Here is a 13,992-nt window from a genome sequence, read left to right on the forward strand (position 1 = left end):
GTTGTTCGACAATCGAACACCCCTCGAGCATCGAGCACAGCACTTGCTGGAATTTCCAGCGCACGTGCGTCCATTCGTTTACAGGTTCGCTCCGACAAAAATCCACCGCCTGGATGTGTGTCTGGAGAGCCCGTGATGACTACAAAATCAAAAAGCGCAACCAACCTGAGTGACTCGGCCAAGGTCGATCAGCAATCGGTTCAGCCGTTTACCCGCTCGCAAAAAATCTATGTTCAGGGCACACGCCCCGACATCCTCGTGCCGATGCGCGAAATCAGCCTGGATGTGACCCCGACCGACTTCGGCGGCGAAATCAACGCGCCGGTGGTGGTGTATGACACCTCGGGTCCGTACACCGACCCCAATGTCACCATCGATGTGCGCAAAGGCCTGGGCGATGTGCGGTCGCCGTGGATCGAATCCCGTGGCGACACCGAGCGCCTGTCCGGCCTGAGCTCCAATTTCGGCCAGGAACGCCTCGCCGATCCGGAACTGACCAAGCTGCGTTTCGCCCACGTCAACAACCCGCGCCGCGCCAAGCCGGGTGCCAACGTCAGCCAGATGCACTACGCCCGTAAAGGCATCATCACCGCCGAGATGGAATACGTCGCCATCCGCGAAAACATGAAGCTCGAAGTGGCCCGCGCCGCCGGCCTGCTGGACCAGCAACACGCCGGCCACAGCTTTGGCGCCAGCGTGCCGAAAATCATCACCCCGGAATTCGTCCGTGAAGAGATCGCCCGCGGTCGCGCGATCATTCCGGCCAACATCAACCACACCGAACTGGAACCGATGATCATCGGCCGTAACTTCCTGGTGAAGATCAACGGCAACATCGGCAACAGTGCCTTGGGTTCGTCCATCGAAGAAGAAGTGGCGAAACTGACCTGGGGCATTCGCTGGGGTTCGGACACGGTCATGGACCTGTCCACCGGCAAGCACATTCACGAAACTCGCGAATGGATCATCCGTAACTCGCCGGTGCCGATCGGTACCGTGCCGATCTATCAGGCACTGGAGAAGGTCAATGGTGTCGCCGAAGACCTGACCTGGGAGTTGTTCCGCGACACACTGATCGAACAGGCCGAGCAGGGCGTCGACTACTTCACCATCCACGCCGGCGTGTTGCTGCGCTACGTGCCGCTGACTGCCAAGCGCGTGACCGGCATCGTCTCCCGTGGCGGTTCGATCATGGCCAAGTGGTGCCTGGCGCACCACAAGGAAAACTTCCTCTACACCCATTTCGAAGACATCTGCGAAATCATGAAGGCCTACGACGTCAGCTTCTCGCTGGGCGATGGCCTGCGTCCGGGCTCGATTGCCGACGCCAACGACGAAGCGCAATTCGGTGAACTGGAAACCCTCGGCGAGCTGACCAAAATCGCCTGGAAGCATGACGTGCAGTGCATGATCGAAGGCCCGGGCCACGTGCCGATGCAGTTGATCAAAGAGAACATGGACAAGCAGCTGGAGTGCTGCGACGAGGCGCCGTTCTACACCCTCGGCCCACTGACCACCGACATCGCCCCAGGCTACGACCACATCACTTCCGGTATCGGTGCGGCGATGATCGGCTGGTTCGGTTGCGCCATGCTCTGCTACGTGACGCCGAAGGAGCACTTGGGCCTGCCGAACAAGGATGACGTGAAGACCGGGATCATCACCTACAAGATCGCCGCTCACGCCGCCGACCTGGCCAAAGGGCATCCGGGGGCACAGATTCGCGACAACGCCTTGAGCAAGGCGCGTTTCGAATTCCGTTGGGAAGACCAGTTCAACCTGGGCCTCGATCCAGACACCGCGCGCTCGTACCACGATGAAACCCTGCCGAAGGATTCGGCCAAGGTCGCGCACTTCTGCTCCATGTGCGGGCCGAAATTCTGCTCGATGAAGATCACCCAGGAAGTCCGTGAGTACGCGGCCAACCAGCGGATCGAAACCGTCGATGCCGAAGTCGCCAAGGGACTGGCGGAACAGGCTGAGCGGTTCAAGCAGGAAGGCAGTCAGCTGTACAAGAAGGTTTGATCTGACCGGCGCACTAGGGTGCGCCGCTTACCCTTGTGGCGAGGGAGCTTGCTCCTGCTCGGCTGCGAAGCAGTCGTAAAATCGGTAATCGCAACCTGACTGTCAGACCGCGGTGACTTGTTTTGGGTCTGCTTCGCAGACCAGCGGGAGCAAGCTCCCTCGCCACAAAGGGTGGTCAACACGACAACAAATGTCCCTCTGAGATAACACCCCTTGAGCATCCAACCCAGCACTTACTCCCCGGATACCGCGGTGCCGACCGACAAACGCGTCTTCGGCGGTCGGGATCTGTTTTCCCTGTGGTTCTCCCTCGGCATTGGCCTGATGGTATTGCAGACCGGCGCTTTGCTCGCGCCGGGTCTGGGTCTGTCCGGTTCATTGCTGGCGATTTTTCTCGGCACGCTGGTCGGCGTGCTGTTGCTGGCCGCTGTCGGCGTGATCGGCAGTGACACCGGCCTGTCATCGATGGCCGCGCTCAAACTCAGCCTCGGTGCAAAAGGCGCAAGCCTTCCGGCGGTGCTGAACCTGCTGCAACTGATCGGTTGGGGTTCGTTCGAAATCATCGTGATGCGCGACGCCGCCAGCCTGCTCGGCGCCCGTGCATTCAGCGAAGGCAGCCTGTGGTCGAACCCGCTGCTATGGACGCTGTTCTTCGGTGCACTGGCGACTTTGCTGGCGGTCAGCGGTCCGCTGACCTTCGTGCGCAAGATCCTGCGCAAGTGGGGCATCTGGCTGTTGCTGGCCGCGTGCATCTGGCTGACCTGGAACCTGTTCGCCAAGGCCGACCTGGCGGCGTTGTGGGCGCAGGCCGGTGATGGTTCGATGCCGTTCGCCGTGGGCTTCGACATTGCGATCGCGATGCCGCTGTCCTGGCTACCGCTGATTGCCGACTACTCGCGCTTCGGCAAGCGTGCGAAAAATGTGTTCGGCGGTACGGCGCTGGGTTTCTTTATCGGTAACTTCTGGCTGATGAGCCTGGGCGTGGCGTACACCCTGGCGTTCGCGCCGAGCGGTGAAGTGAATGCCTTGCTGCTGGCGCTGGCCGGTGCGGGCCTGGGGATTCCGTTGCTGTTGATTCTGTTGGATGAATCAGAAAACGCCTTTGCCGATATTCATTCGGCGGCGGTGTCCAGCGGGATTCTGCTGCGCTTGAAAGTCGAGCATCTGGCCTTGGCCATCGGCGTGATCTGCACGCTGATCGCTTGCCTGGCGCCATTGGCCCAGTACCAGAATTTCCTGCTGTTGATCGGTTCGGTGTTTGCGCCGCTGTTCGGCGTGGTGCTGGTGGATCACTTCATCCTGCGCAAACGCAGTGCCCGTGTGGCATCGGCTGCCTTGCGCTGGCCGGCGTTGCTCGCCTGGCTGGGCGGGGTGAGCACTTATCACTTGCTGGCCAATCTCTATCCGGACATCGGCGCAACCCTGCCGTCGCTGGTACTGGCAGGGCTGCTGCAACTGGTGCTTGGTCGAGCCTTCAGCTACGGCCGGGAAACAGCTCAGGCTTGAGAATGCCGTTCAGGCGTGGGTAGGGGATCTTCAGTTCGACGTGGCCCAATGCGTAAGGCGCAAGGGTGCTCACTTCGTACTTGAGGATCACCCCGCCGTACGTCAACGCCACGTTCTGGGTTTTCACGAAGGGCCAGCTCTTGACGAACTCTGGTTCCTGATCGAGTTTGGTGCTGATCAGCCAGCTGTTGTGCGCCACCTGGGCCGCTTTCCAGAACGCTTCTTCCTGCCCCGGGATCACCATGTCCGACAGCGTCAGCACTTTATGCTGCTGACGCGAGTAGTTGATGAAACCGCGGCCCGGCGTGCCATGCGCACCGCCATTGTCCAGGTAGCTGGACAATTCAATGATCACCAAGCCGTCATGCTGCTCACGTACCTTGGCTTGCAAGTAGCTGCTGTAGCGCGGCTCGGCTCTGCTCAAAAATTGCTCACGATACGCCGCCAGTGTCGGCGCTACAGGGGCGTCGGGTGAAGTGCGGGTCATTTGCAGCAAACGTTTTTCGATGATGCCGTCAAGCGCAGGCTCAGCCGGGAAGTGCAGCGTATCGATGTTCACCAGCGGGCAGTCAGGGTTGGCGCAACCCGGTTTCAGCTGTTCGGAAGCGTCGCGGGTGGTTTCCAGCGGCGCCCGGTAATTGGGCTGGAAAAGACTCTGGCACGCACCCAGGGTCAGGGCGATGGCGGCCACGGAGGCGATCTTGAAAAGCGACATGGGCGTCCTTAATGAAACAGGGGAAGGCGAAAAGTTACCCGCTTCGACTCTCAACGAGGCAGTCAGTTCGCCACTAAGCTAATTAGAGTTGGTTTCGCCCTCACCGTCTATCCCGCTGACTGTAAAGGGGCTGCATCAAACATCGCGGGCGCGTTAGGATGGCGCGAAGTCGAGGTTGCAAGTAACAAAAAGGAGCCTCGTAACGAATTTGCAGTAAACGAGGATTGTCATGACTGATTTTGCCAACGCCATTCCGACCGCCGTTGATATCGTTCGGCGCGAAAAGTGCTACGAGGGCTTCTACAAGCTCGACCGCGTGCACTTGCGCCACGAATTGTTTGACGGTGGCATGAGTCGCGAGATCAATCGTGAAGTGTTCTTGCGCCACGATGCAGTGTGTGTGCTGCCTTATGACCCACAGCGCGACGAAGTGGTGCTGATCGAACAGTTTCGCGTCGGCGCCATGGGCAAGACCGACAATCCGTGGCTGATCGAGCTGGTCGCCGGTCTGATCGACAAGGATGAAATACCGGAAGAAGTTGCTCACCGCGAAGCGCAGGAGGAAGCTGGACTTGTGTTCGGGGCGCTCTGGCCGATGACCAAATATTTTCCATCACCGGGCGGCAGTAACGAGTTTGTGCATTTGTACCTGGGGCGTTGTGACAGTGCCGGGGTTGGCGGCCTGCATGGGCTGGAGGAAGAGGCAGAAGATATTCGCGTCACGGTCTGGGCTTTTGAAGATGCCCTGCAAGCCGTGCGTGACGGACGTATTGCCAACGCGGCGAGCATCATTGCCTTGCAGTGGCTGGCTTTGAACCGCGTGGAAGTGAGGGGGTTATGGTCGTAAACAAGCTGCGCGATCGCTATCGGGTCGACCTCGTGGGGCTGCAAGCCTCTTGCGAGGCCAACTACGCGCGCCTGATGCGACTGTTGCCGGACATGCGCAACGATCCGGCGGCCCGGCGCATTGCCGTGACCCAGGGTGACCAGATGCTGGGCGTGCTGGCCCTGGAAGTGCTGCAAGCCTGTCCATACACCACCACCCTGCAAGTGCGTCAGGAACACAGCCTGCCCTGGTTGCCGGTGCCGCAACTGGAAGTGCAGGTGTATCACGACGCGCGCATGGCTGAAGTTATCAGCGCCGAACATGCACGACGCTTTCGCGGCATCTATCCTTACCCGAACGCCGCGATGCATCAGCCGGACGAAAAGGCTCAACTCAATCTGTTCCTGGGGGAATGGCTGAGTCATTGCCTGGCTTGCGGACACGAGTACGCCGTTGTGCGCTAAGAGTGCTGTGTAGTTGTGAACTGCTTCCGGTTCACAGGTTTCCTCTTTTGATCGTCCCCCAGCATAATTGCGGCACTTTCCAATCCCGTGATCACGCCCTGGGAGAACGCCTTGCCGAGCGTATCCACTTTGACCACCGCCGATCCGGCGTTGCTGGTGCAACTCTCCGACAGTCATCTGTTTGCCGAGGCGGACGCGACGTTGCTGGGCATGAATACCCGCGACAGCCTGCAACAGGTGATTGAGCTGGTATTGAAGCAGCAACCGCAGATCGATCTGATGATTGCCACTGGCGATCTGTCCCAGGACGGGACGCTGGAGTCGTACCAGCTGTTTCGCGACCTGACCCGGCAGATCGATGCCCCGGCGCGCTGGATCCCCGGTAATCACGACGAGCCGCGGATCATGGCCGAGGCGGCGGTGCACAGTGCATTGCTGGAGCCGGTGGTGGACATCGGCAACTGGCGGGTGACGTTGCTCGATTCGGCGGTGCCGGGTTCGGTGCCGGGGTATTTACAGGATGAGCAGTTGCAATTGCTCGTGCGCTCGTTGAGCGAGGCGCCGCAGCGGCATCATCTGGTGTGTTTCCATCATCATCCGGTGTCGATCGGGTGTGCGTGGATGGAGCCCATTGGATTGCGCAATCCAGAGGCGTTGTTCGCGGTGCTGGATCGATTTGCGCAGGTGCGTGCGGTGCTTTGGGGGCATGTTCATCAGGAGATTGATCAAGTGCGCAACGGTGTTCGCCTGATCGCATCGCCCTCGACCTGCATCCAGTTCGAGCCGGGCAGCGACGATTTCAAGGTGAGTGAGCAGGCGCCGGGGTATCGGTGGTTACGGCTGTTGCCCGATGGTCAGCTTGAAACTGGCGTTGAGCGCGTGACCGGGTTCGATTTCCAGATTGATTACGGCTCCAACGGCTACTGATTTCTTTGTCATTTTCAAAGACCGAGGCGTGGCCATCGCGAGCTTGCCCGCGATGGCATCCGTTCAGGAGACATGAATCCCACGCATGTCCCCGATTCCCCCCGAGTCCCTGTAAACTCCGCCTTCTTTACCCGACGCACAGGGGGCTCAAATGTCTGGTTCGATCCTTTATATCCACGGTTTCAACAGCGCGCCAGCGTCGAAAAAGGCCTGTCAGTTGATGAATGTGATGGAACGGCTGGGCTTGAGCGATCAGTTGCGTGTGCCGGCCTTGCATCACCATCCCCGCGAGGCCATCGGTCAGCTGGAGCAGGCGATTGCCGAGCTGGGGCGGCCACTGCTGGTCGGCAGCTCACTCGGCGGCTACTATGCGACTCACCTGGCCGAGCGCCATGGCTTGAAAGCCCTGCTGATCAACCCTGCCGTCAGCCCGCACCGGATGTTCGACGGATTTCTGGGGACGCAGAAAAACCTGTATACCAATGAGACCTGGGAAATGACCCACGACCATGTGACGGCCCTGGCCGAGCTGGAAGTGCCGGCGCCCCAGGATCCGCAGCGGTTTCAGGTGTGGTTGCAGACCGGTGATGAAACGCTGGATTATCGCCTCGCCCAGCAATATTACCGGGCCTGTGCCTTGCGCATTCAGGCCGGCGGCGACCATAGTTTCCAGGGTTTTGCCGCGCAACTGCCGGCCATATTGAGTTTTGCCGGCATCGGCGCAGATTTGTATCAGGCGATCGATTTCACAGCACTGTGATCATTGCCCCCTATTTTCACTGAACACTGACGACGAGACCCCATGGCCACTCCCAGCGCTAGCTCTTATAACGCCGACGCCATCGAAGTCCTCTCGGGCCTCGACCCGGTGCGCAAACGCCCCGGCATGTACACCGACACCAGTCGGCCGAACCACCTCGCCCAGGAAGTCATCGACAACAGCGTCGACGAAGCCTTGGCCGGGCACGCGACGTCGGTGCAGGTCATCCTGCACGCCGATCACTCCCTGGAAGTCAGCGATGACGGCCGTGGCATGCCGGTGGACATTCACCCGGAAGAGGGTGTGTCGGGCGTCGAGCTGATCCTCACCAAACTCCATGCGGGCGGCAAGTTTTCCAACAAGAACTACCAGTTCTCCGGCGGTTTGCACGGGGTGGGTATTTCCGTGGTCAATGCCTTGTCGACCGAAGTCCGGGTGCGTGTAAAACGCGACGGCAACGAATACCAGATGACCTTCGCCGACGGTTACAAGAAAACCGAGCTGGAAGTCATCGGTACTGTCGGCAAGCGCAATACCGGCACCAGCGTATTTTTCGCACCGGACCCGAAGTATTTCGATTCACCGAAATTCTCCATCAGCCGCCTCAAGCACGTGCTCAAGGCCAAGGCCGTTCTGTGCCCGGGGTTGCTGGTCAGTTTTGAAGACAAGGCCACCGGCGAGAAAGTCGAATGGCATTACGAAGACGGCTTGCGCTCCTACCTGGTAGACGCGGTCAGCGAATTTGAACGCCTGCCTGACGAGCCGTTCTGCGGCAGCCTGGCCGGTAACAAGGAAGCCGTCGATTGGGCGTTGCTGTGGTTGCCCGAGGGCGGCGACAGCGTTCAGGAAAGCTACGTCAACCTGATCCCGACAGCCCAGGGCGGTACTCACGTCAACGGTCTGCGTCAGGGCTTGCTCGACGCCATGCGCGAGTTCTGCGAGTTCCGCAGCCTGTTGCCGCGTGGTGTGAAGCTGGCGCCGGAAGACGTCTGGGAACGTATCGCCTTCGTCCTGTCGATGAAGATGCAGGAACCGCAATTCTCCGGCCAGACCAAGGAGCGCCTGTCCTCCCGTGAAGCGGCCGCCTTCGTTTCCGGTGTGGTCAAGGATGCTTTCAGCCTGTGGCTCAACGCCAACCCGGAAACCGGCATGTTGCTGGCCGAACTGGCGATCAACAACGCCGGTCGTCGTCTGAAGGCCAGCAAGAAGGTCGAGCGCAAACGCATTACCCAAGGGCCGGCATTGCCGGGCAAGCTCGCCGACTGCGCCGGGCAGGACCCGATGCGTTCCGAGTTGTTCCTGGTGGAAGGTGATTCCGCCGGTGGTTCGGCCAAGCAAGCGCGGGACAAAGAATTTCAGGCGATCCTGCCATTGCGCGGCAAGATCCTGAACACCTGGGAAGTCGACGGCAGCGAAGTGCTGGCCAGCCAGGAAGTGCACAACATCGCCGTGGCGATTGGTGTCGACCCGGGCGCGGCGGACATGAGCCAGTTGCGTTACGGCAAGATCTGCATCCTCGCCGACGCCGACTCCGATGGTCTGCACATCGCCACCTTGCTCTGCGCCTTGTTCGTCCAGCATTTCCGCCCACTGGTGGAGGCCGGTCACGTCTACGTCGCGATGCCGCCGCTGTACCGTATCGACCTGGGCAAAGAAATCTACTACGCCCTCGACGAGGCCGAGCGCGACGGCATCCTCGATCGCCTGGTGGCCGAGAAGAAACGCGGCAAGCCGCAGGTCACCCGATTCAAAGGCCTGGGTGAAATGAACCCGCCACAGTTGCGCGAAACCACCATGGACCCGAACACGCGGCGCCTGGTGCAACTGACGCTGGGTGAAGATTTCGCCGAAACCTCGGAAATGATGGACATGCTGCTGGCGAAAAAACGCGCGGGCGATCGCAAGACCTGGCTGGAATCCAAAGGCAACCTGGCCGAGGTTCTGGGCTGATGCGCTTTGGCTGGGCCCTGGCGTGTGCGTTGCTACTGACTTCGGTGACGATTTGCGCGCAACCCGCGCCAGAGCTGCGGCTGTTGTCCGAACATGCCGTCGACGGCATGCGCGGCGGCAATCTGTCGGGGCTGGCCCAGTGTGGCAAGGAGCTGTGGACCGTTTCGGATCGCGACGATGATCAAATCTATCGCCTCGACACGCGCACCACCACTTGGCAAGCTGAAACCGTGCACATCGATGTACCCTTGGTGCCCGACACCGGTTTGCCTTGGGGCTTGCGTGCGCGGACTTGGGCGGCATCGTTCGTGCGGGGCGGGGATCTGGATTTCGAAGGCATCACCTGTGACAGCGCGGGCAATCGTTACATCGTCAGCGAAGGCCACGCCGCGGTGTTGCAAGTACCGCCAACCGGGCCTGCGTCCTGGCTGAAAATCTCGCCGATGCTGGTGCGCGAAGCGCGGGCCAGCGGCATGTTGTTGCACTTCAATGCGTTGTTCGAAGGCCTGGCGATCAATCCGGCCGGTGACACGCTGTGGCTGGCCGCCGAACGTGAGCGCCGCGGTTTGCTGCTGATCAAGCGCCAGCAAACAGTGTGGGACTGCGACGGTAGCTGTGTGCTGCTAAGTGAAGGCGGGGTGGAAATGCAGCCAGCGCAATTTCCCCACGCCAGAGCGCGCCCTCGGGATTTTGCTGATCTTTCATTGTTCGACGGCAAGCTGTTTACCCTTGAGCGCAACGCCTTTCAGATCTGTCGCCGTGATGCGGTGACAACCAAGGTCGAGCGCTGCTGGTCGTTTGCCGCCGAGGCCTTGCAGGAAAACCGTCGTTATTCACAGCCCTTTGGGCTGGCGGAAGCGCTGATCATCGACGCTGACGGTGCCTGGATCGGTATCGACAACAACAACGGTGCGCGCGCCGACGGTGAAGTACGGCCGATTGTCTGGCGCTTTGCCGCGCCTGAAGGTGGCTGGAGTGCCAAGCCATGAGTCAGCAACCGCCGGGCAAACGCGCCGGTCGGGTGTTGATGGTGCTGGCCTGGGGCGCCGCGTTGTTTCTGGCGACGCGGTTCTTCGGTCAATGGGAGGAGCGTCAACAGAATCCCAATACCGTCGTCAGCTCTGAGCAGGGCCAGGGTTTTATCGAGGTGAAGCTGATCGGCAACAGCCAGGGGCATTTTGTCGCCACCGGCCAGATCAACGGCCAGCCCGTGGAGTTCATGCTCGATACCGGCGCAACCGATGTGTCGATCCCGGCCGAAATGGCTGAACGATTGAAACTGGAAAAAGGCTTCGGGGTGACCCTGAGCACGGCCAATGGCTTGAGCGAGGGCTATCGAACCCGCCTCGACCGGCTGCAACTGGGCGCCATCGTGCTGCGTGACGTTCGCGCGCTGGTGGCGCCCGGTTTGCACGGCAATCAAGTGCTGCTCGGCATGAGCGCACTGAACAAACTTGAATTTACCCAGCGCGGTGGCACCATGCTGCTGCGCCAGACCACGAAATAATGAGGCCCGCATGAGCGACTCCCTTGATCTCAGCCTGGACGGTGTAGAACGCCGGTCACTGGCTGACTTCACCGAAAATGCCTACCTCAACTACTCCATGTACGTGATCATGGACCGTGCCTTGCCGCATATCGGCGACGGCCTGAAACCGGTACAGCGACGCATCGTCTATGCGATGAGCGAGTTGGGGCTGGACGCCGATTCCAAGCACAAGAAGTCGGCGCGTACCGTCGGTGACGTGCTCGGTAAATTCCACCCACACGGCGACTCGGCGTGCTACGAAGCCATGGTCCTGATGGCCCAGCCGTTCAGCTACCGCTACACGCTGGTCGACGGCCAGGGTAACTGGGGTGCGCCGGATGATCCCAAGTCCTTCGCGGCCATGCGTTACACCGAAGCGCGGCTGTCGCGTTATTCCGAAGTGCTGCTCAGCGAACTGGGCCAGGGCACGGCGGACTGGGGCCCGAACTTCGACGGCACCCTGGAAGAACCTCTGGTGTTGCCGGCCCGTTTGCCGAACATCCTGCTCAACGGCACCACCGGTATCGCCGTGGGCATGGCCACCGACGTTCCGCCGCATAACTTGCGCGAAGTCGCGACCGCTTGCGTGCGCTTGCTGGATGAACCGAAAGCCACGGTCGAGCAGCTCTGCGAACACATTCAGGGCCCGGATTATCCGACCGAAGCGGAAATCATCACGCCGCGCGCCGACCTGCTGAAAATCTACGAAACCGGTCGCGGTTCGGTGCGCATGCGCGCTGTTTACCACGTCGAAGACGGCGACATCGTCGTGACGGCGCTGCCGCACCAGGTCTCTGGTGCCAAAGTGCTCGAGCAGATTGCCGCGATGATGCAGGCCAAACCGTCGAAAGCCCCGCAGATCGCGGACTTGCGCGACGAGTCGGACCACGAGAACCCTTGCCGCATCGTGATTATTCCGGTCAACAGCCGGGTCGATCACGAAGCGCTGATGCAGCACCTGTTCGCGACCACCGAGCTGGAATCCAGCTATCGGGTCAACATCAATATCATTGGCCTCGACGGCAAGCCGCAGCTCAAGAACCTGCGTGCATTGCTGGTGGAATGGCTGGAATTCCGCGTGCGGACCGTGCGTCGACGCCTGCAATTCCGTCTGGACAAGGTCGAGCGTCGCCTGCACCTGTTGGACGGCTTGCTGATTGCCTACCTCAACCTGGATGAAGTGATCCACATCATCCGTACCGAGGAGCATCCAAAGGCCAGCCTGATCGAGCGTTTCGCCCTGAGCGAGATCCAGGCCGATTACATTCTCGACACCCGTTTGCGTCAGTTGGCGCGACTGGAAGAAATGAAGCTGCGTGCCGAGCAGGACGAACTGCTCAAGGAGCAGGCCAAGCTGCAAGCCCTGTTGGGCAGCGAAGCCAAACTGAAGAAACTGGTACGCAGCGAGCTGATCAAAGACGCCGAAACCTATGGCGACGACCGTCGTTCGCCAATCGTCGAGCGCGCCGAAGCCAAGGCGATGACCGAGCACGATCTGCTGCCGAACGAGAAAGTGACGGTCGTGTTGTCGGAAAAAGGCTGGGTTCGCTCCGCCAAAGGTCACGACATCGATGCTACCGGACTGTCCTACAAGGCTGGGGATGGCTTCAAGACCTCGGCGGCCGGGCGTTCCAACCAGTTTGCCGTGTTTATCGACTCCACCGGCCGCAGTTATTCGGTTGCATCCCACACACTGCCGTCGGCCCGTGGCCAGGGTGAACCGCTGACCGGCCGTCTGACGCCGCCACCAGGGGCGAGCTTCGAATGCGTGCTGATGCCTGAAGACGATGCGCTGTACGTGATCGCATCCGACGCCGGTTACGGTTTTGTGGTCAAGGGCGAAGACCTGCAAGCCAAGAACAAGGCGGGCAAGGCCCTGTTGAGCCTGCCGAACAACGCCAAGGTCATTCTGCCGCGCCCGGTGGCCGACCGTGAGCACAACTGGCTGGCCTCGGTGACCACCGAGGGTCGCCTGCTGATCTTCAAAATCAGCGATCTGCCACAATTAGGTAAAGGTAAAGGGAATAAGATCATCGGGATTCCCGGTGAGCGTGTTGCCAGTCGCGAAGAATATGTCACGGACATCGCTGTTTTGCCGGAGGGCGCCACTTTGGTGCTGCAGGCCGGCAAACGTACCTTGTCACTGAAGGCGGACGACCTTGAACACTATAAAGGTGAGCGTGGGCGTCGCGGTAACAAACTGCCACGGGGCTTCCAGAGGGTGGATGCGCTGTTCGTCGAAAACCTCAATTAAGCGTCCTAGAGCGCTCGATCTACGATTTAACGCGTAGATCGACGCTTTGGCGCTGGAGTCGGAACGCATATTCACGGATGATATGGCCTTTCAAGCGCCGGCGTAGCCGAGTGTTCTTCATATTTTTTGAGTATTTTCACTGTGGTGAGCCTTGTGGCAGCCACCTGGATGGGACGATGACTGCTCTGCGCCTTCCTTTTATTTTGATGCTCGCTGGCGTTCTTGGCCTAGCGGGTTGCAGCGTGCACCAGCCGGTGTCGCTGTATCAGCTGGACAGCGGAAGTCCGGCTCAGCCTGCGCAAAGCGCGGGCATGGCGGTATTGTTGGGCCCGGTAACGGTTGCTGATTACCTGCAACGCGAAACCTTGTTGCAACGTCAGCCGGATGGCAGCCTTCAAGCGTCGGCCGACGGTCGTTGGGCCGGCAGCCTGTCGTCGGACATCGATCAGCTGTTGCTGCGTCAGGTCGCTGGTCATCTGGACAGCCAGCGCGTTGTCCTGGCACCTGCGACAGTGGGCTTCACGCCGGATGTTCAGGTTCTGCTGACCATCACCCGTCTGGACTCGGGTGTGTCGCAACCGGCGATCCTGGACGCGCAATGGCGCCTGATCGATCGTCGTGGTCAGGTGCGTGATAACCGCATCATTCATCTGCAGGAGCAGCACTCCGGCGGCACGGCGTCCCAGGTTCAGGCCCAGGGTGTGTTGCTGCAGCGTCTGGCCGAGCAACTGTCCACAGCGCTCAAGCCACTGGCCAATCAGCCACCGATCGCTGAAGCACCGCGCAAACCGGCTGCCAAACCGGTAGCACCGGCAGCAGAGCCGGAGAAGCAGCCAAAGATCCCGATGGCCTCGCCGATTCGTACGGATATGGAAGTATTCAGGTTCTGAGCCTGGATTGAGTCCAGAACAAAGCCCGCCTTGTGCGGGCTTTGTTGTTTTTGCGGAGCTGCGGAGCCTGCGTTCGAGGAAGACGCTGATCGTACCCACGCTCTGCGTGGGAATGCAGCCCGTGACGCTCTGCGTCACATCGGTGCC

12 protein-coding genes are annotated in these 13,992 nt (G+C 60.4%); 11 read left to right on the forward strand and 1 reads right to left on the reverse strand.

Going from position 1 to position 13,992, the window contains the following annotated elements; genetic code table 11:
• Positions 1-135 precede the first annotated feature (135 nt).
• Both thiC and cytX read left to right on the forward strand, forming a co-directional pair.
• Positions 136-2,025, forward strand: coding sequence for a phosphomethylpyrimidine synthase ThiC (thiC, locus tag PSH69_RS02375; RefSeq protein ID WP_018928531.1), 1,890 nt, complete (start codon positions 136-138; stop codon positions 2,023-2,025).
• Between the two features lie 213 nt (positions 2,026-2,238).
• On the forward strand, positions 2,239-3,531 hold the full coding sequence (cytX, locus tag PSH69_RS02380) for a putative hydroxymethylpyrimidine transporter CytX (protein ID WP_064616000.1): 1,293 nt from the start codon (positions 2,239-2,241) through the stop codon (positions 3,529-3,531).
• Here cytX and PSH69_RS02385 read toward each other — a convergent pair.
• A complete protein-coding gene (locus PSH69_RS02385) occupies positions 3,500-4,246 on the reverse strand; it encodes an RsiV family protein (protein ID WP_305410935.1) in 747 nt (248 codons plus the stop codon). The two genes, cytX and PSH69_RS02385, sit on opposite strands and share 32 nt — an antisense overlap.
• A 229-nt stretch (positions 4,247-4,475) precedes the next feature.
• On the opposite strand from PSH69_RS02385, the gene PSH69_RS02390 reads away from it, so the two are divergent.
• The 9 genes from PSH69_RS02390 to PSH69_RS02430 all read left to right on the forward strand — a co-directional run bounded on the left by PSH69_RS02390 (position 4,476) and on the right by PSH69_RS02430 (position 13,845).
• A complete protein-coding gene (locus tag PSH69_RS02390; protein WP_007939630.1) occupies positions 4,476-5,093 on the forward strand; it encodes an NUDIX domain-containing protein in 618 nt (205 codons plus the stop codon).
• Complete coding sequence (locus PSH69_RS02395) at positions 5,084-5,536, forward strand: DUF1249 domain-containing protein (protein ID WP_007939629.1); 453 nt, start codon at positions 5,084-5,086, stop codon at positions 5,534-5,536. The genes PSH69_RS02390 and PSH69_RS02395 overlap by 10 nt, the downstream gene beginning before the upstream one ends.
• A gap of 111 nt (positions 5,537-5,647) precedes the next feature.
• On the forward strand, positions 5,648-6,463 hold the full coding sequence (cpdA, locus tag PSH69_RS02400) for a 3',5'-cyclic-AMP phosphodiesterase (protein WP_305410936.1): 816 nt from the start codon (positions 5,648-5,650) through the stop codon (positions 6,461-6,463).
• A 151-nt stretch (positions 6,464-6,614) separates the two neighbouring features.
• Positions 6,615-7,223, forward strand: a complete 609-nt coding sequence (locus tag PSH69_RS02405) for a YqiA/YcfP family alpha/beta fold hydrolase (RefSeq protein ID WP_305410937.1) — start codon at positions 6,615-6,617, stop codon at positions 7,221-7,223.
• A gap of 42 nt (positions 7,224-7,265) precedes the next feature.
• Positions 7,266-9,173, forward strand: a complete 1,908-nt coding sequence (parE, locus tag PSH69_RS02410; RefSeq protein WP_305410939.1) for a DNA topoisomerase IV subunit B — start codon at positions 7,266-7,268, stop codon at positions 9,171-9,173.
• The gene (locus PSH69_RS02415) at positions 9,173-10,162 is read left to right on the forward strand and encodes an esterase-like activity of phytase family protein (protein ID WP_305410940.1); all 990 of its coding nucleotides are present in this window, start codon (positions 9,173-9,175) and stop codon (positions 10,160-10,162) included. Before parE ends, PSH69_RS02415 begins: the two co-directional genes overlap by 1 nt.
• Positions 10,159-10,680, forward strand: a complete 522-nt coding sequence (locus PSH69_RS02420) for a TIGR02281 family clan AA aspartic protease (protein ID WP_018928522.1) — start codon at positions 10,159-10,161, stop codon at positions 10,678-10,680. Before PSH69_RS02415 ends, PSH69_RS02420 begins: the two co-directional genes overlap by 4 nt.
• Positions 10,681-10,690: 10 nt before the next feature.
• Positions 10,691-12,955: a DNA topoisomerase IV subunit A gene (parC, locus tag PSH69_RS02425; protein ID WP_064616004.1), complete on the forward strand. Its 2,265-nt coding sequence runs from the start codon at positions 10,691-10,693 to the stop codon at positions 12,953-12,955.
• 176 nt (positions 12,956-13,131) lie between these two features.
• Positions 13,132-13,845, forward strand: coding sequence for a membrane integrity-associated transporter subunit PqiC (locus PSH69_RS02430; protein ID WP_305410941.1), 714 nt, complete (start codon positions 13,132-13,134; stop codon positions 13,843-13,845).
• Positions 13,846-13,992: the final 147 nt, after the last annotated feature.

The organism is Pseudomonas sp. FP1740 (genome assembly GCF_030687165.1).
Classification (GTDB): domain Bacteria; phylum Pseudomonadota; class Gammaproteobacteria; order Pseudomonadales; family Pseudomonadaceae; genus Aquipseudomonas.

Bases quoted from the DNA above. Each gene is read 5' to 3' on its own strand.
- PSH69_RS02420 (WP_018928522.1), top strand. From the start codon at position 10,159: ATGAGTCAGCAACCGCCGGGCAAACGCGCCGGTCGGGTGTTGATGGTG.
- PSH69_RS02415 (WP_305410940.1), top strand. From the start codon at position 9,173: ATGCGCTTTGGCTGGGCCCTGGCGTGTGCGTTGCTACTGACTTCGGTG.
- thiC (WP_018928531.1), top strand. From the start codon at position 136: ATGACTACAAAATCAAAAAGCGCAACCAACCTGAGTGACTCGGCCAAG.
- PSH69_RS02395 (WP_007939629.1), top strand. From the start codon at position 5,084: ATGGTCGTAAACAAGCTGCGCGATCGCTATCGGGTCGACCTCGTGGGG.
- parE (WP_305410939.1), top strand. From the start codon at position 7,266: ATGGCCACTCCCAGCGCTAGCTCTTATAACGCCGACGCCATCGAAGTC.
- PSH69_RS02405 (WP_305410937.1), top strand. From the start codon at position 6,615: ATGTCTGGTTCGATCCTTTATATCCACGGTTTCAACAGCGCGCCAGCG.
- PSH69_RS02385 (WP_305410935.1), bottom strand. From the start codon at position 4,246: ATGTCGCTTTTCAAGATCGCCTCCGTGGCCGCCATCGCCCTGACCCTG.
- PSH69_RS02390 (WP_007939630.1), top strand. From the start codon at position 4,476: ATGACTGATTTTGCCAACGCCATTCCGACCGCCGTTGATATCGTTCGG.
- parC (WP_064616004.1), top strand. From the start codon at position 10,691: ATGAGCGACTCCCTTGATCTCAGCCTGGACGGTGTAGAACGCCGGTCA.
- PSH69_RS02430 (WP_305410941.1), top strand. From the start codon at position 13,132: ATGACTGCTCTGCGCCTTCCTTTTATTTTGATGCTCGCTGGCGTTCTT.